This is a genomic window from Bradyrhizobium manausense (genome assembly GCF_018131105.1).
Classification (GTDB): Bacteria; Pseudomonadota; Alphaproteobacteria; order Rhizobiales; family Xanthobacteraceae; genus Bradyrhizobium; species Bradyrhizobium manausense_B.
The window spans coordinates 480,329-497,305 of the sequence record NZ_JAFCJI010000002.1; the positions used below are offsets into that span (position 1 = coordinate 480,329).

The 16,977-nt window shown below is 65.1% G+C and carries 12 protein-coding genes; all 12 read right to left on the bottom strand.

The annotated features are described in order from the left end of the window. Nucleotides 1–44: 44 nt before the first annotated feature. Nucleotides 45–2,192 (bottom strand): NAD-dependent DNA ligase LigA, encoded by a 2,148-nt coding sequence (ligA, locus tag JQ631_RS22545; protein WP_212329301.1) that lies wholly within the window; start codon nt 2,190–2,192, stop codon nt 45–47. Between the two features lie 177 nt (nt 2,193–2,369). Further along, nucleotides 2,370–4,058: a DNA repair protein RecN gene (gene recN, locus JQ631_RS22550; protein ID WP_212329303.1), complete on the bottom strand. Its 1,689-nt coding sequence runs from the start codon at nt 4,056–4,058 to the stop codon at nt 2,370–2,372. A 24-nt stretch (nt 4,059–4,082) separates the two neighbouring features. Beyond that, complete coding sequence (locus JQ631_RS22555) at nt 4,083–4,970, bottom strand: outer membrane protein assembly factor BamD (RefSeq protein ID WP_212329305.1); 888 nt, start codon at nt 4,968–4,970, stop codon at nt 4,083–4,085. Between the two features lie 244 nt (nt 4,971–5,214). Beyond that, the gene (gene lpxC / locus JQ631_RS22560) at nt 5,215–6,177 is read right to left on the bottom strand and encodes a UDP-3-O-acyl-N-acetylglucosamine deacetylase (protein WP_212329307.1); all 963 of its coding nucleotides are present in this window, start codon (nt 6,175–6,177) and stop codon (nt 5,215–5,217) included. 363 nt (nt 6,178–6,540) lie between these two features. After that, nucleotides 6,541–8,334: a cell division protein FtsZ gene (gene ftsZ, locus JQ631_RS22565; RefSeq protein WP_212329308.1), complete on the bottom strand. Its 1,794-nt coding sequence runs from the start codon at nt 8,332–8,334 to the stop codon at nt 6,541–6,543. A gap of 87 nt (nt 8,335–8,421) precedes the next feature. Beyond that, a complete protein-coding gene (gene ftsA, locus JQ631_RS22570) occupies nt 8,422–9,744 on the bottom strand; it encodes a cell division protein FtsA (RefSeq protein WP_092228292.1) in 1,323 nt (440 codons plus the stop codon). Next, nucleotides 9,741–10,757 (bottom strand): cell division protein FtsQ/DivIB, encoded by a 1,017-nt coding sequence (locus tag JQ631_RS22575; RefSeq protein WP_212329313.1) that lies wholly within the window; start codon nt 10,755–10,757, stop codon nt 9,741–9,743. The genes ftsA and JQ631_RS22575 overlap by 4 nt, the downstream gene beginning before the upstream one ends. Before the next feature lie 348 nt (nt 10,758–11,105). After that, complete coding sequence (locus JQ631_RS22580) at nt 11,106–12,092, bottom strand: D-alanine--D-alanine ligase family protein (protein WP_212329314.1); 987 nt, start codon at nt 12,090–12,092, stop codon at nt 11,106–11,108. A gap of 70 nt (nt 12,093–12,162) precedes the next feature. Next, nucleotides 12,163–13,083: a UDP-N-acetylmuramate dehydrogenase gene (murB, locus tag JQ631_RS22585; protein WP_212329315.1), complete on the bottom strand. Its 921-nt coding sequence runs from the start codon at nt 13,081–13,083 to the stop codon at nt 12,163–12,165. Between the two features lie 4 nt (nt 13,084–13,087). After that, nucleotides 13,088–14,491 carry a UDP-N-acetylmuramate--L-alanine ligase gene (murC, locus tag JQ631_RS22590; protein ID WP_212329316.1) on the bottom strand — a complete coding sequence of 468 codons (1,404 nt, stop codon included), beginning with the start codon at nt 14,489–14,491 and terminating at the stop codon, nt 13,088–13,090. A gap of 122 nt (nt 14,492–14,613) precedes the next feature. Beyond that, nucleotides 14,614–15,714 (bottom strand): undecaprenyldiphospho-muramoylpentapeptide beta-N-acetylglucosaminyltransferase, encoded by a 1,101-nt coding sequence (gene murG / locus JQ631_RS22595; protein ID WP_212329317.1) that lies wholly within the window; start codon nt 15,712–15,714, stop codon nt 14,614–14,616. 108 nt (nt 15,715–15,822) lie between these two features. Beyond that, nucleotides 15,823–16,974: a putative lipid II flippase FtsW gene (ftsW, locus tag JQ631_RS22600; RefSeq protein ID WP_212329318.1), complete on the bottom strand. Its 1,152-nt coding sequence runs from the start codon at nt 16,972–16,974 to the stop codon at nt 15,823–15,825. Nucleotides 16,975–16,977: the final 3 nt, after the last annotated feature.

Genomic DNA, 16,977 nt, shown 5'->3' on the forward strand with positions numbered 1-16,977 from the left:
GATTGCTTCGTCGCAAGAGCGCCTCGCAATGACGGGGAGAGAGCTCACTCCCCGATCAGCTTCAACCACTCATCCTCGGTCAGCACCTGGACGCCGTGCTTGTTGGCCTCCGCGAGCTTCGAACCCGCGCCGGGACCGGCGACGACGAGATCCGTCTTCTTCGACACCGAACCCGACACCTTCGCCCCCAACCGTTCGGCGGTGGCCTTGGCTTCGTCGCGCGTCATCTTCTCCAGCGAGCCGGTGAACACGACGGTCTTGCCCGCGACGGCCGAGTTGCTCTTCGGCTTCTCGGCGTCGACGATCTCGATTTCCCTGGTCAGCCGCTCGACGATGCCGCGATTATGGCTCTCGCCGAAATAATCGGCGATGCTCTTGATCACGGTGTCGCCGATCTGGTCGAGCGCGTCCATCTCCGCCATTGCCTCCTCGTCGCCCTTGGCGACCTTGAGGCAAGCGTCGTGGAAGGCATCCCAGGAGCCGTAGCCGCGCGCGAGCGCGAGCGCCGTGGTCTCGCCGACATGGCGCATACCGAGCGCATAGACGAAGCGCTCCAGCGCAATTTTGCGTCGGCTCTCGATCGCGGCGAACAGGTTGCGTACCGAGGTTTCGCCGTAGCCTTCGATCTCCTCGAGCTTGAGCTTCGAATTGCGCTTCTCCAGCGTGAAGATGTCGGCGGGCTCCTTGACCCACCCTTCATCGAAGAAATACTGGAGCTGCTTCTCGCCAAGACCGTCGATATCGAAGGCACGGCGCGACACGAACAGCTTGAGATGCTCGATCTTCTGATAGGGGCAGGCGAACTCGCCGCTACAGCGGGCGCGGGATTCTTCTTCGCCGGCGGCCGTCTCCCCGCGCACAACATCGGTGTGCAGCGGGCACGGGCACTTCTTCGGGAAAGTGAATTCCTTGGCGCTCTTCGGCCGCTTGTCGAGGACGACGTCGACGATTTGCGGAATGACGTCGCCGGCGCGCTGAATCACGACGGTGTCACCGATCCTGATATCGCGGCCATCGCGCAAGCTCTCGCCCTTGTTGCCGATGCCCTTGATGTAGTCCTCGTTGTGCAGCGTGACGTTCTGCACGATCACGCCACCGACGCCAACGGGCTCGAGCTTGCCAACCGGCGTGAACGAGCCAGTGCGGCCGACCTGGATCTCGATGTCGCGCAGCACGGTCAAGGCGCGCTCGGCCGGGAATTTATGCGCGATGCCCCAGCGCGGCGTGCGCGAGACGAAGCCGAGCCGCTCCTGCCAGTCGATGCGGTCGACCTTGTAGACGACGCCGTCGATGTCGTAGTCGAGCTTTGCCCGCTGCTCCTCGATGGAATGATGGAAGGCGAGCAGTTCCTCGACGGAGTGACAGATTTTGGTCAGCGGGTTGGTCTTGAAGCCGCAGCGCTCGAACCAGTGGATCATGCTGCTCTGGGTATCCTCGGGCATCGCGCTCATCTCGCCCCAGGCATAGGCGAAGAACCCCAGGGGACGCGAGGCGGTGATGGTCGGGTCCTTCTGCCGGAGCGAGCCCGCGGCCGAATTGCGCGGGTTGGCGAAGATGGTATCGCCGGCCGCCTTCTGCCGCTCGTTGAGCGCGAGGAAGGCCTTCTTGGTCATGTAGACTTCGCCGCGCACCTCGCAGATATCGGGAACGTTGCGTCCCTTCAGCTTCTGCGGCACGTCCTCCAGCGTACGGATGTTGGCGGTGACGTCCTCGCCGACCGCGCCGTCCCCGCGCGTTGCCGCGGTGACAAGCTCGCCTCCCTCATAGCGCAGTGACATCGACAGTCCGTCGATCTTGGGCTCGGCCGAGAAATTGATCTTATCATCGTCGAGCTTCAGAAAGCGCACGATGCGGCCGACGAAGTCGCGCAAATCCTCTTCGGCAAAGGCATTGTCGAGCGACAGCATCGGAACCGAATGCTGGACCTTCCTGAAGCGTCCCGACGGCGCCGCGCCGACCTTCTGTGAGGGCGAATCCCCGCTGACGAATTCCGGAAAGCGCTTTTCGATCGCATTGAGGCGCTGGCGCAGGGCATCGTACTCGGCGTCGGTGACGGTGGGCGCGTCGTCTTGATAGTAGCGCTCGTTGTGTCCCTCGATCTCGAGCGACAGCCGCATGTGCTCGACCTTAGCCTGTGCCTTGGTGAGGTCGGCGACGTCACGAAGCGGTTTGGATTTTACTGCTCTGGCCATGGTGCTTGGATACGACGGAGCGGGCGGGACGGTAAAGGCGGTAAAAGTCTTGTGCCCCGGACGCAGCGCAGCGCTTCTTCAGCGGTGCGCTGCAGAGCCGGTGCCCGTGCGGCAACATATTGGGTCCCGGCTCTGCGGAGCAGCGCTATGCGCTGCGCCGCGCCCGGGACACAGAGGTCAAGCCGTCGCCGCCTTGAGCAGCCGGTCCGCGGCCGCCCTCGCCTCGGCCGTGATCTCGGCGCCGGCGAGCATGCGGGCGATTTCCTCGCGGCGGTGGTCGGCGGCGAGCGCATTGACGCGGGTGGCGACCCGCTTGCCCTTGTCCAGCGCATCCTTGGAGATCAGGAGATGCTGGTCGGCGCGGGCGGCGACCTGTGGGGCGTGGGTCACGGCCATCACCTGAACCTTGCCGGCGAGCCGTGCCAGCCGCGCGCCAATGGCGTCCGCGACCGCGCCGCCGACGCCGGTGTCGATTTCGTCGAACACCAGGGTGGGCGCCGAGCCGCGGTCGGACAGCACGACCTTCAGCGCCAGCAGGAAGCGTGAGAGCTCGCCACCGGAGGCGACCTTCATCATCGGCCCCGGCTTGGTGCCCGGATTGGTCTGCACCCAGAACTCGACGCGATCGATGCCTTGCGGACCCGGCGCGGCCTCGTCGGTCGTCACCTGGGTGATGAATTTGGCACGTTCGAGCTTGAGCGGCGCGAGCTCGGCGTTGACGGCCTTGTTGAGCTTTTCGGCCGATTTCTGCCGTGCCGCGGAGAGCTTTTTCGCCGCAGCCGCGTAGCGCGCATCGGCCTCGATCGCGGCCTGCTCCAGCTTCTTCAGGCGCGAGGCGCCGGCATCGATCAGCACGACATCGGCGGCGTATCTGGCGGCCAACGCCGCCAGGCCATCGACCGGCGTCGAATATTTGCGCGAGGCGGCGCGTAAGGCGAACAACCGCTCCTCGATGCGTTCGAGCTCAGCCGGGTCGAAATCGGTCGCGGCGAGCGCGGCCTGGAGGTGCTGGTCGGCCTCCTCCAGCGCGTTGATCGCGATGTCGATCGCCTTCACTGCGGGCTCGACCAGCGCCGGCGAATTGACGCCACGGCGCTCCAGCCGCCGCACGGCGGCCGACAGCGCCGCAACCGGCGAATTGTGGCCGCCGACAACCTCCTGCGCCTCGCGCAAATCGGAGGCGATCTTCTCGCCCTGCATCATGGTGGTGCGGCGGTGGGCCAGCGAGGTCTCCTCGCCGTCCTTGGGCGCGAGCTGCTTCAGCTCGTCCGAGGCATGGCGCAGATAGTCGGCCTCGCGCGCGGCACGTTCCATGCCGGCGCGATGCTCTTCCAGCTCAGCGTTGGCGGTGCGGCGCGCATCCCAGAGCGCTTCGACGGCCGCGACGTCCTTCTCCAGTCCGGCAAAGGCATCGAGCAGGCGGCGATGGGTGGCGGCGTCCACCAGCGCGCGCTCGTCATGCTGGCCGTGGATCTCGACCAACGCGGCGCCGACCGCCTTCAGCGTCTGCACGCTAATCGACTGGTCATTGATGAAGGCGCGGGTACGGCCGTCGGCGAGCTGGACCCGGCGCAAGATCATCTCGCAAGATTCTGCAAAACTCGCATCGTCGAGCCCGTTCTCGGCCAGGATTTTCGTCGCCGGGTGATTCTTCGGGATATCGAAGACGGCGGTCACCTGTCCCTGCTCCACGCCATGGCGCACGAGGCCAGCGTCACCGCGGCCGCCGAGGGCCAGTGCAAAGGCATCGAGCAGGATGGATTTGCCCGCACCGGTCTCGCCGGTCAAAACCGCAAGTCCGGTGGCGAATTCGATATCGAGCCGTTCGATCAGGACGATGTCACGGATCGACAGACGCGCCAGCATGGAACCAGATTTCCTAGCCGAGACCTAGAGGCCTATCTTCTTGAAGGTCTGGCTGATCCAGGACCCCTGATTCTCGCTCGGCTCGAGACCGCCGGATTTTACAAGATTATAGGCGTCCTTGTACCAGCGGCTGTCAGGAAAATTGTGGCCAAGCACGGCGGCGGCGGTCTGGGCTTCGCCGACGATGCCGATCGACATATAGGCCTCGGTGAGACGGTAGAGCGCCTCCTCGACGTGGCGCGTGGTCTGGTACTGCGTCACGACGGCCTTGTATCGGTTGATCGCGGCCGTGTAGTCCTTCTTCTGCATGTAGTAGCGGCCGACGGCCATTTCCTTGCCCGCGAGCTGGTCGCGTGCGCCCTCGATCTTGGCCTTGGCGGAGGTCGCATATTCGGACGTCGGATATTTGCGCACCACCTCTTCCAGCGCGGCGATCGCCTTCTCGGTGCGGCCCTGGTCACGATTGATGTCCGGGATCTGATCGTAATGCGAGGCGGCAATCAGGTACTGCGCATAGGCCGCGTCCGGGCTGCCGGGATGCAGGGTGACGTAGCGGGTCGCAGCGCCGATGCAGCTGTCATAGTCGCCGCCCTGGTAGGATGCGTAGGCCGACATCAGCAGTGATTTGCGCGCCCAGTCGGAATAGGGATGCTGGCGGTCGACTTCCTCGAACTTCTTGGTCGCCGCCTTCATGTCCTTCTTTTCGTTCATGAGGTACAAGCCCTCATTGTAGATCTTGTCGGCGGGCTCCTCGACGAACGTGTCATCCTTGTTGGTGAACTTGTCCCACAGACTGCCGGTACCGCAGCTGGCCAGCGGCAGCGCGAGCAGGAAGAGAGAGGCAAGCTGGAGCAGCCCACGGGCTCGCGGTGAAACCAAGAGATATCCGCGCGTCATACGCTGTGCCGACATGAATTTAAGACCTGACGCCCTGTGATGCGGTGTCCGCCAGCCCATGATCCCGTCACGGGCGCGAAATGTGACCGTGGTGCCTGCCCTGCACCCACGTCGATGTAACCGAAAAACGTTTGTTAACCTATCGGATAGGCAGGCATTCCGCCCGGATTAAGGCGAAAGCGCCGCAATCCTAGTCCATCATGGTTACCAGGAGTTTCCCGGAGAGAACGGCGCTGGACCGCTTGCGCGCAGTCGGCTTTCAGGACACGTCCGGACCGTAGGCCGCGGCGATCCGGCCGCCGACGATACCGCTTCCGACTTCGACCACAGGACGCGTGGTGCGGCGGGCCGCCTCGCCCTCGACCACCCGCCAAGCGGTACGGTCGGCGAGCAGCGCGGTCAGGACGGCGTGGTTGAGCTTGTGGCCACCACGCGCCGAACGGTAGGCACCGAGCAGCGGCAGGCCGGCAAGTGCGAGATCACCGATGACGTCCAGCACCTTGTGGCGGGCGCATTCGTCGGCGTAGCGCAGACCCTCGGTGTTGAGCAGCCGCTCGTCGTCGAACACGACGGTATTTTCGAAGGAGGCGCCGAGCGCATAGCCCGCGCTCCAGAGCCGGGCAACGTCGCCCATCAGACCGAACGTCCGGGCGCGGCCGACGTCGCGGCGGAAGCGCTCCGGGCTGAGATCGAAGGCGTAGCTCTGCTGACCGATGACCGGATTGGCGAAATCGATCTCGACCTCGGCGCGGAAACCGTTGGCGTAGGGCCGGATCTCGCCGAAGGAGTCGCCGAGCTTGACCGAGACCGGCTTCAAAACCTGGATGAACCGGCGCTGTGCCGGCTGGTTGACGATGCCGGCCTGATCGATCGCCGCGATGAAGGCGGCGGCGCTGCCGTCCATGATCGGCACTTCCGGACCATCGATCTCGATGGTGGCGTTGTCGACGCCCATGCCGCGCAATGCCGCCAGGACGTGCTCCGCGGTGGACACCAGCGGCCCGCTGCGATCGCCGAGGACAGTCGCAAAATCGGTGGCGATCACCTGATCGGCAATTGCCTGGATCTCGCGGTCACGCCCTTCGAGGCCGGTGCGGACAAAAATAAAGCCTGCATCGACAGGTGCAGGTCCCAGCGTCAGGGTGACGGGAAGACCGGAATGAACGCCGACGCCGGCCACGGTGGCTTGCGCGCGAAGCGTTGTTTGCCGGCTAAATTTCATCAGGAACCCGCCCCACTACGACCCACTGCGACTTATACTAGACCCGACTGATCGATCGAGATCGACCGTCCGAATCTCCGTATCCCCAAGTCACGCCGAACCATAGTCACAGCCTCAAACAGCGCCAACTCACGCTTTTTTACCGATTGTTACCCCAAACCTGCCGCATTCGCGCCAAGGCTTAACCAAATTGCACCTCGGTTTGGGACCAATATCGGCAGCTTTACTGAAGCACCGAACAGGTAATTAATGATTTAAAATCAGTTGCTTGAACGCGCAATCCGGATATGCACGGGACAAAAGGAAAGGTCCCGGCGAGCTGTCCGCCGGGACCTTTTTTCGTCTGCCTTATTGTAACAATCCTCAGGTCGCCTGCCGCCGCAGGAAGGCCGGGATATCAAGATGGTCGTCTCCCTGTGGCGCCGGCGCAACAGGTGCCGGGCGGCCGTGGGCGTCCAGACCCTGCGGCGCAGGCCGGCGGGCATATTCGGACACCGGCTCGCTGGCGGCGATCTGCTGCTGCACGGTCCGCTGCGGCTTGCGGTCGGGCAACGCCGGCATAGCGGGACCGGCGGTCCGGGCGGCGATCGGCGCCTCGGTCTCCTCGTCGCGACGGCCGAGGCCGACATTGGCGAGGCGCTGGAGCAGCGACAGGCGGGTCTTCTGCGGGGTCTCATCCTCGACCTCGCCGCGGGCCTGACGAAGCTCGGCCTGGGCCGGCATCGGCAGCTCGTCGAGGCGCGGCATGCGCGGGGCGCGGGCCGGGGCGCGCTCGGCCTGCGGCGGGATGAAGGTTTCCGGCGTCATCGGCTCATGCATGGCGAGCGGGGCCTGCTCAGGCTCCGGAAACAGCGTGGGTTTCTGAGCGATCGGGCGCACGGTGACGTCGCCATAGGTCTGCGGCACGGGCGCCGCCGACGGAACTTCGGAAACGGCAGCCGCGATGGCGGCAAGCGCCGCACGCTCGACATTGGCACGCGGCGCAACGGGCGCGGTCGCGACCGGCGCTGTGGCCGCGATCTGCGTTTGGGCACGCTCGGCCAGGCGCTGGTTGTCGGCGCGGAGCCGCGCGGTCAGGTCGGCGAGACGGCTCTCGGCAACGGCGGCCGGCGCTGCCGGTGCCTGCTGCAGCTGCTGCGGCGCGGCGTTCGCAACCGGAGCGCTGGTGCCCTGGCTGTTGCGGGCGATCGCGGCCTGCTCGATGCCGGTGGCAACGACCGAGACGCGGATCAGGCCATCGAGCGCTTCGTCGAAGGTGGCGCCGACGATGATGTTGGCGTCCTGGTCGACTTCCTCGCGGATGCGGGTCGCGGCTTCGTCGACTTCGAACAGGGTGAGGTCCTTGCCGCCGGTGATCGAGATCAGGAGGCCCTTGGCACCCTTCATCGACGAGTCGTCGATCAGCGGATTGGCGATCGCGGCTTCGGCGGCGGTCAGTGCGCGCTTGTCGCCGGAGGCTTCGCCGGTCCCCATCATCGCCTTGCCCATCTCGCGCATGACGGCGCGAACGTCGGCGAAGTCGAGGTTGATCAGGCCTTCCTTGACCATCAGGTCGGTGATGCAGGCCACGCCCGAGTAGAGCACCTGGTCGGCCATCGCGAAGGCGTCGGCGAAGGTGGTCTTCTCGTTGGCGACCCGGAACAGATTCTGGTTCGGGATGATCAGCAGCGTGTCGACCACCTTGTGAAGCTCGTTGATGCCGGCTTCAGCGGTACGCATGCGGCGGCCGCCCTCGAAGTGGAAGGGCTTGGTCACGACGCCGACGGTGAGGATGCCCATCTCGCGCGCGATCTTGGCGATGACAGGAGCAGCACCGGTGCCGGTGCCGCCGCCCATGCCGGCGGTGACGAACACCATGTTCGCGCCCGAGAGATGGTCGCGAAGCTCGTCCATCACCTCTTCCGCCGCGGCAGCGCCGACGACCGGCTGCGATCCTGCGCCGAGGCCCTGCGTCGCCGCGGTGCCCATCTGCACGATGCGCTGCGCCTTCGACATCGTCAGCGCCTGCGCGTCGGTGTTGGCGACCACGAAGTCGACGCCCTGGAGGCCGGCCGTGATCATGTTGTTGACGGCGTTGCCGCCGGCGCCGCCGACGCCGAACACGGTGATGCGGGGCTTCAACTCGTGAATATCAGGAACGTTGATGCTGATGGTCATGTTTGCCTCTCGATCACGCGCGCGTGGGTTCGCCCCGGCCTGCGGCCGCGGGAGTTGGTGAAAATCGACATTTGCGGAAAGCAGTCATCAAAAGCCCTCGCGTAGCCATCGTCCGACCTTTCCAAAGTAACCGCCCGTCCCTGTCCTGACCTGCTGCCGCGTGTGCCGCGGTTCGACATGCTCGTGGTGAACATATTGCGGGTAGACGAGAAGGCCGGCCGGCACCGCGAATGCGGCGTTCTTCGCCTCGTTGGGCAGCCGGCCGAAACCAAGCGGACGTCCGACCCGCACGGGCCGGCCGAGAATCTGCGTTCCGAGCTCGACGAGGCCGGTGAGCTGCGAGGCGCCGCCCGAGAGCACGACGCGCCCCTTGGGCTCTGCCGCGAAGGGTGAATCCTTCAGCTTGTCCCGAACCATTTCGAAGACTTCCTCGGCACGGTGCTTGACGATGTTGGCGATGGTGGCGCGCGAAACGATCTGCGGCAGATCCTGGTCGTCACCGGCTGTCGGTACAGACATCAGCTCACGCGAGTCCGATCCGCCGGTGATGACGGTGCCGTATAACGTCTTGATTCGCTCGGCATCGGCAATGGTCGCCGAGAGCCCGCGCGCGAGATCCATCGTGATGTGTTGCCCGCCGACCGCAAATCCGGCCGCATGCACGAAGCGGCCGCCGGAATAGACCGCGATCGTGGTGGTGCCCGCGCCCATCTCGACCACGGCCGCGCCGAGATCGGCTTCGTCGTCGGTCAGCACCGATAGGCCGGCGACATAGGGGCTCGCGGCCATGGCTTCGACGTTGAGATGGCAGCGTTCCACCGCGAGCATCAGGTTTCGCGCCACGGTGGCGTCGCAGGTGACGACGTTCATGTCGACACCGAATTGATGCGCGACCATGCCGCGGGGATCGCGAATGCCCTTGACGCCATCGAGCGTGTAGCCGACCGGCAGCGCGTGCAGCACGGTGCGGCCCTCGCCCGTGGCGTGACGCATTCCGGTGGAGGTGACGCGGCTGACATCGGCCGGGGTCACCGCTCCGCCGCGGATATCGGCCGCGGCCTCGACCAGCTGGCCCGCGAGACGGCCGCCGGAGACCGACAGCAGAACGGACTCGACCCGGACCTTGGCCATTTTCTCGGCAAGCCCGACGGCCTGGCGCACCGCCTGCTCGCATTCGCCGAGATCGACCACCGCACCGGCCTTCATGCCCCGCGACTGGATCTGGCTGTAACCGATCAATTCCACTGCATGGGTGCGGCCGCGCAGCGCTTCGCTCGGTGCCGACGGCTTCAGCCGCGCGATCATGCAGGCGATCTTGCTGGTGCCGATGTCGAGGCAGGCGACGAGGCCGCCGCGCTTGTGCGGCATCGGGCGCGTCTTCGGCGTCTGGGTGCGATCAAGACCGGTCATGCGGCGTCCCCGGCCTTCTTTTTCTTCTTGTCCTTGAACAGATCATCGCGCGCCTTGGCGGCGTCATCCGACAGCTGCACCACCAAACGGTCGGGCAGGCGCATGTCGATTGCGACGATATCCTTCGAGAACAGGCGGTCGTCCTTGTCCAGCTTGGAGAGCGCGGCAAGCGCGTTGCCGACGTCCTGCTCGGGCAGGCGGACGTCGAGGCCGTCCTTCAACCTCAGGTTCCAACGCCGCTCACCGACGTAGATCGCGGCTTTCGTCACCGACTTGACCTGCGGATAGCGCGCGAGCAGTGCGAGGAAATCGCGAGCCTGGGTGTCGGCGCCCTTCCCGACCACGAGCGGCAGCGACAGGAAGCGGCGCGAGACATAGGGTTCGAGCAGTGCGCCATCGTCGGCGATGACGGAGAGCCTGCCGGCCTCCTGCCACAGCGCGAACGCCTTGCGCTCGGTGATCTCGATCATGAGCTGGCCCGGATAGAGCTTCAGCACGGTCGCATCCGCGATCCAGGGATTGGCCTTGAGCTTGTCGCGGACGTCGTCGGCATCGAGGAACAGCAGCGAGGAGCGGCCGCTGACACCGCCGATCGCGAGGATCTCGTCCTGGCTGAGTTGCTTGCGGCCGTTGATCACGACCGAGGTGATGCGGAAGCCGGCCGAATTGGCCATGGCATTGCGCGCGTCACTGACGGCGGTGATGAAATCCTGGAGATGGCCGCCCTTGACGATGCCGAGGCCACAGCTGCCGATCAGCAGCAACACGGTCAGGCTGATCCCGACCCGGCGCGGCAGATAGCGCTCGACCAGCGCGACCAGGCGCGGCGGCGGCTCGCGCTCGACGACCGCCTTGGCCTTGATCCTCTGCTTGGCGGCGTCACGCGTCTCGTCGCGCTTGTCCTGCACCCACTCGCGCAGAAGCACGACCGCTCCGATAGCGGCCGCCTTCAGGTCAGCTTGGGGCCTCAGCGATCTCACAAACGACCGGGTGAGGCTTCCTGCTCCATCCATTGCACGAGCTCGTCAACAGTTTGCCCACGACACCGCGCGGGTCCTGGCGAACATGACGTCTCGGTCTTGCCGGGCCGGGTGATGGTCTTCGGCAGAAGAAACCGCTCCCCTTCAAGCGTTCGCTGGTGTGGGAAACATCCGCAACAGTTCACGCGCCGGCAGCCAAAACGTCATATGCGCCGCCAGCGTTAACCTTCGGACTTCCTGGTAAACAAAAGGTAAAGTTCGTTAACGGAGAATGCTTTTTGCCCAGCTCTGTGAGCCAGTTGCGCCACGATGTCCGGTATTTTACCGGCTTTGGGCACCAAACCGAGCGTTTTCGCCCGTCCGGCCGTTAACCAATCCTAACTATTTCGGCACCCGCCGCACCGCCAGCTCGATCAGGTCGCGGAGGAAGTCAACGAATTCGATGCCTTCGGCTTTCAGCGCCTTGGGGTAGAGCGAGGACTTGGTCAGCCCGGGCAGCGTGTTGGTCTCGAGATAGACCAGCCCCTTTTCCGACACGATGAAGTCGGAGCGGGAATAGCCGGTACAGGACATCGCCCGATGCGCCAGCATGGCCTGCGTCTTGAGCGCGGCGGTGACCTCCGCGGTGAATCGGCCCGGACAGATCTCCTGGGTGGACTTCAAAAGATATTTTGCGGCGTAATCGAAATTGCCCTCGCCCGGAATGATCTCGATCGGCGGCAACGAGATGATCGAGCCATCGGTACGTTCCAGCACGCCGCAGGTCGCCTCGACGCCGGCGATATAGGGCTCGATCACATACTCTTCGTGCCTGGCGGCATTGCGGACCGCGACGAGGTCCTGCTTGGCGTTGACGAAGATCAGGCCGTAGCTCGATCCGTCGCGCGCCGGCTTTGCGATCAGCTTGCCGTATTCGGCAAAGGCGTTGTCGATGTCATCGAGCGCGATGCCCATGGGCGGTGTCACGCCGCCGAGCGCGGCAAAGCGCTTGGCCGCGATCTTGTCGAAGGCGAGATGCGAGGAGGCCGAGCCCGAGCCGGTGAACGGCACGCCACGCGCCTCGCACATAACCTGCAACTCACCATTCTCCGCGCCCCCGCCATGAAGGCTGAGCACGAGAACGCGATCTTCCGCCTTGGCCTTGTCGAGCGCCTGCGCGAGCGGAATGCCTGAGGTACCCGGCTTGAACTCGTCCTCGAACGGCCTGGAATGTTCGAGCAGTTGCTTCGACTGCACGACATGCACCTTGTCCTCGACGTCCCAGAACCAGAGATCAGCCTCAGGCAGCGCCTGATGCAGCGCCTGGGCCGACGCGACCGAGACCAGACGTTCGCGATTCGAGCCGCCGAAGAGGATGGTTGTGCGCATGTTCATAGTCCGCAATCTCTCCAGTTCGTCATTCCGGGGCGCGACGCAGTCGCGAGCCCCGGGATGACGTTCACGCGGAAACCCCGATCCGCTTGATTTCCCAGTGCAGTTCAATTCCGGAATTCGCCTTCACACGATCGCGCACGGTCTCACCCAGGGTCTCTATGTCCTGCGCGGTGGCATCACCGGTGTTGATCAGGAAATTGCAGTGCATCTCGGAGACCTGCGCGCCGCCGACGCGCAAGCCGCGACAGCCAGCAGCATCGACAAGTTTCCAGGCAGAATGGCCGGGCGGATTCTTGAAGGTCGAGCCGCCGGTCTTTTCGCGGATCGGCTGCGCGGTCTCGCGATGGTTTTGCACCTCCGCCATTCGTGCACGAATCGCATCAGTGTCCCTGATTTCGCCGCGAAACTGGGCCGACGTGAAGATGATGGAGGGATCGACGCCGCTGTTGCGGTAGACGAATTTCATGTCGGCGTTGGAGAATACATGCTTCGTGCCGTCGCGCCCGACGCCGCGCGCCTCGATCAGCACGTCCTTGGTCTCGCCGCCATTGGCGCCGGCATTCATCCGCAGCGCGCCGCCGATCGTGCCGGGAATGCCGAAGTAGAATTCGAGCCCGCCGATGTTGGCACTGGCAGCGACTTCCGCCACACGCTTGTCGAGCGCGGCCGCACCTGCGGTGACGACATTTCCGCTCGCGCTCGCGTCGCCGAAGGCGCGCGGCGCAAGCCGGATCACCACACCGGCAATGCCGCCATCGCGCACGATGAGGTTAGAGCCGACGCCGACGACATAGACCGGCACGTCGCTCGCGAGATGCGCAAAGAAATAAGCGAGATCGTCCTCGTCCGCCGGCGTGAACAGCACCTGCGCCGGACCGCCGACGCGAAACCAGGTCAGCTCGGCCAGCGACTGGTTCGCAAGCAGCCGGCCGCGCAGGTCCGGCATTGCGGCTTTGAGCTCGGGCGTGATGTCGGGAAAGCTCACCGCCCTACCCCAGCGCCTTCAGCTGGTCCGGCAGTGCATACGCCCACTGCGTGATGTTGCCGGCGCCGAGACACACGACGAGATCGCCGGACTTGGCGATTCCCTTGACGATGCCCGCGAGCTCCGGCGCCCCCGGCAGCGGGATCACCTCGCGATGGCCATGCGCGCGCAGGCCTGCGACGAAATGATCGCGGTCGACGCCGTCGATCGGCGCCTCGCCCGCAGCATAGACGTCGGCGACAACAACCGCATCCGCATCGTTGAAGCAGGTGCAGAATTCCTCAAACAGCGATTGCAGGCGGGTGTAGCGGTGCGGCTGCACCACGGCGATGATCTTGCCGTTGGTGGATTCCCGCGCCGCCTTCAGCACCGCCGCGATCTCGACGGGGTGATGGCCGTAATCGTCGATCACGGTGACGCCGTTCCATTCACCTGTCTTGGTGAAGCGGCGCTTGACGCCGCCGAAGCCGGCGATCGCCTTGCGGATCGCGTCGTCAGACACGCCCAGCTCGCGCGCGACCGCAATCGCGGCCGTCGCGTTGGAGGCGTTGTGGCGGCCCGGCATCGGCAGCATCAAATCCGGAATCTCGTGCACATGACCTGTCTTGCGATCACGGAACGCGACCTTGAACTTCGAGCCACCGCCCATCGGGGTCAGATCGACGAACCGCACGTCGGCCTGCGGATTCTCGCCGTACGTAATGATGCGGCGATCCTCGATCTTGCCGACGAGGCTTTGCACGACGGGGTGATCGGTGCACATCACGGCAAAGCCGTAGAACGGCAGATTCTCGACGAAATGGCGGAATGCGTCCTGTACGGCGTCAAACGTCTTGAAGTGGTCGAGATGCTCGGGATCGACATTGGTGACGATCGCGACATCGGTCGGCAGTTTCAGGAACGTGCCGTCGCTCTCGTCGGCCTCCACCACCATCCAGTCGCCGGCACCCAACCGCGCATTGGAACCGTACGCGTTGATGATGCCGCCGTTGATCACGGTGGGATCGAGGCCGCCGGCATCGAGCAGCGTTGCCACCATCGTCGTGGTCGTGGTCTTGCCGTGCGTACCGGCAATCGCGACGCAGCTCTTGAGCCGCATCAGCTCGGCCAGCATCTCGGCGCGGCGCACCACGGGAATGCGCCGCTCGCGCGCCGCCATCAATTCCGGATTGTCGCGCTTGATCGCGGTGGAGACCACGACGACCTCGGCACCGTCGACATTCTCGGCCTTGTGGCCCACGGAGACTTTTGCGCCCTTCTTGCGCAGACGGTCGAGATTGTAATTGTCGGAGGCGTCCGAACCCTGCACGGCGTAGCCGAGGTTGACCAGCACCTCGGCGATGCCGCTCATGCCGATCCCGCCGATCCCGACGAAGTGGATGGGTCCGATCTCGCGCGGCAGTCTCATGCTCTGTTCCCTGACCTTGCCGCCGGAAAAGGGCGGCGTCTGGCGAAGGTCACGGCCAAATCAGCCGCGCCGTTCCTACTGGATGCCCCGCTTTGGAAGACGAAGACAAGGGCTTTTTCGCGTCAGATTCCAGCGACTTTGACCACGAGATCGGCCAGCCGTTCGGCGGCATCGAGCCGACCTGCCGCCTTTGCCGCGGCAGCCATCGTGGCAAGGCGCGCGGGCTCGGCAGCAAAAGCGGAGATCTCGGACGCCAGCCGGTCCGAGGTGAATTCGGTCTGCGGGATGCGGATGGCGCCGTCGACCTTGGCCAGCACGCCGGCATTGGCGAACTGGTCCTGGTCGATCGCGCCCGGCAGCGGCACCAGGATCGAGGGCCGGCCGATCGCGGCGAGCTCGGCGACGGTGCCCGCGCCGGAGCGCGATACCACGAGATGATTGGAGGCGAGCCGCGCCGGCAGATCCGTGAAGAACGGCGCCAGTTCGGCTTTGATCTTGAGCTTGTCGTAGACCGCGCGCACGCGGGTCATGTCCTCGTCGCGGACCTGCTGCGTCAGGACAAGCCGGCTCCACAGCGCGGGCTCGAGCCGCTCGATCGCGCCGGGCACGATGTCGGCCATGATGCGCGCCCCCTGGCTGCCGCCGACGACGAGCAGGCGCAATGGGCCATTCACCTCAGGTACGGCATATGGCACAGCCGCTGCGGCAAGCACGGCCGGCCGCATCGGCGTGCCGACCGTCGTGGTCTTGCCCGCCAACGCCGGATCGCGATCGAGCACGCCCGGCAACGACGTTGCAATGGCCTGAACACGACTCGACAGGAAACGGTTGGCACGGCCGAGCACGGCATTGGCGTCGTGGATGATGCTGGGCACGCCGGCGAATTTTGCCGCAACCAGCGGCGGCAAGGTCGGATAGCCGCCGAAGCCGATGACAGCAACGGGCTTCAATCGCTTGATCAGGCGGTACGCAGAGAGCGTTCCCGTCGCAAGCGTCAGGCCGGCATAGGCGAGCTGCAATGGATTGCGTCCGCGCGCGGTCTCACTCGCAACGACGTCGATCATGTCCTTGCTGAACAGCCCGCTATAGCGCAGCGCGCGGTCATCGGTGACCAGCCGCACGCGAAAGCCGCGCCGGATCAGTTCGACGCCGAGCGCCTCGGCCGGAAACAGATGCCCGCCGGTGCCGCCCGCGGCGAGAAGAATCAAGGGGGAGGTGTCCATAACAGCCCTTTTACAGGGCCTCCGCCGTCATTGCGAGCGCAGCGAAGCAATCCAGACTGCCCCGCGGAGGGATTCTGGATTGCTTCGCTGCGCTCGCAATGACGAAACCTACGCGTAGCTGCGCATCGCGTCGGCGCGGCCGCTGGCTTCCACCTCGGTGCGTGGGCGCAACCGTGTCAACGCCAGCATCATGCCGACGCCATAGGAGAGCGACACGATCGACGAACCGCCGTAGGAAATGAAGGGCAACGTCATGCCCTTGGCGGGGATGAGCTGGAGGTTGACCGACATGTTGATCGCCGCCTGCACGCCGAACAGGATCGCAAGGCCGGACGCCGCGAACCGCGAGAACATGTCCTCATTGGCATAGGCGCGCGACAGGGTGCGGATCACGACGAAGGCGAACAGCGCCAGCATGGCGAGGCACAGGATGATGCCGAACTCTTCGGCGGCAACCGCGAACACGAAGTCGGTATGGCTGTCCGGCAGGCTGCGCTTGGCAATGCCCTCGCCCGGTCCGAGGCCGAACCAGCCGCCGTTGTAGAAGGCCTCCATCGCGGTATCGACCTGGAAGGTGTCGCCGGAGGCGGGATTCATGAAGCGCTTGATGCGGCCTGCGACGTGCGGAACGAACAGGTAGGCGCTGAACAGGCCGGCCGCGCCGAGGCCTGCGAGGCCGAACACCCAGATCATGCGCATGCCCGCGATGAAGAACAGCGAGCCCCACACCATCAGGATCAGCATGGTCTGGCCGAAGTCCGGCTCCATCACCAGCAGCGAGACCAGCATCAACAGCAGCACCAGCGCCATCGAGGTCGCCGGCATCTCCGGCCGCTTGGTCGATTCCGCGAACAGCCAGGCCGCGATGACGACGAAGGACGGCTTGGCGATTTCGGAGGCCTGGATATTGACGCCGAGCAGCGTGATCCAGCGCCGCGAGCCCTTCACCTCGGGACCGACAGCGAGCGTCACCACGATCAGGATGATGCTGATCGTGAAGATGATCAGCGCGCTTCGCCTGATCGCGCGCGGCGACAGAAAGGAGACGCCGACCAGCACCATGAAGGACGGCGCCAGGAACATCACGTGGCGGCTGAAGAAGTGGAAGGGATCGAGCCCGATGCGGGTCGCAACCGGCGGGCTCGCCGCCAGCGACAGGATGACGCCGGTCAGCATTAACACCAGGATCGCGCCGAGCAGCGGCTTGTCGACGGTCCACCACCACTCGGTAAAGGGGGTGCGTTCTTCACGGGAGAGCATGGG

Coding starts and splice junctions, on each gene's coding strand:
- JQ631_RS22575 (WP_212329313.1), bottom strand. CDS start 10,757: ATGGATGGAGCAGGAAGCCTCACCCGGTCGTTTGTGAGATCGCTGAGG.
- ftsZ (WP_212329308.1), bottom strand. CDS start 8,334: ATGACCATCAGCATCAACGTTCCTGATATTCACGAGTTGAAGCCCCGC.
- murG (WP_212329317.1), bottom strand. CDS start 15,714: ATGGACACCTCCCCCTTGATTCTTCTCGCCGCGGGCGGCACCGGCGGG.
- lpxC (WP_212329307.1), bottom strand. CDS start 6,177: ATGAAATTTAGCCGGCAAACAACGCTTCGCGCGCAAGCCACCGTGGCC.
- ftsW (WP_212329318.1), bottom strand. CDS start 16,974: ATGCTCTCCCGTGAAGAACGCACCCCCTTTACCGAGTGGTGGTGGACC.
- JQ631_RS22580 (WP_212329314.1), bottom strand. CDS start 12,092: ATGCGCACAACCATCCTCTTCGGCGGCTCGAATCGCGAACGTCTGGTC.
- ligA (WP_212329301.1), bottom strand. CDS start 2,192: ATGGCCAGAGCAGTAAAATCCAAACCGCTTCGTGACGTCGCCGACCTC.
- recN (WP_212329303.1), bottom strand. CDS start 4,058: ATGCTGGCGCGTCTGTCGATCCGTGACATCGTCCTGATCGAACGGCTC.
- murC (WP_212329316.1), bottom strand. CDS start 14,491: ATGAGACTGCCGCGCGAGATCGGACCCATCCACTTCGTCGGGATCGGC.
- JQ631_RS22555 (WP_212329305.1), bottom strand. CDS start 4,970: ATGTCGGCACAGCGTATGACGCGCGGATATCTCTTGGTTTCACCGCGA.
- ftsA (WP_092228292.1), bottom strand. CDS start 9,744: ATGACCGGTCTTGATCGCACCCAGACGCCGAAGACGCGCCCGATGCCG.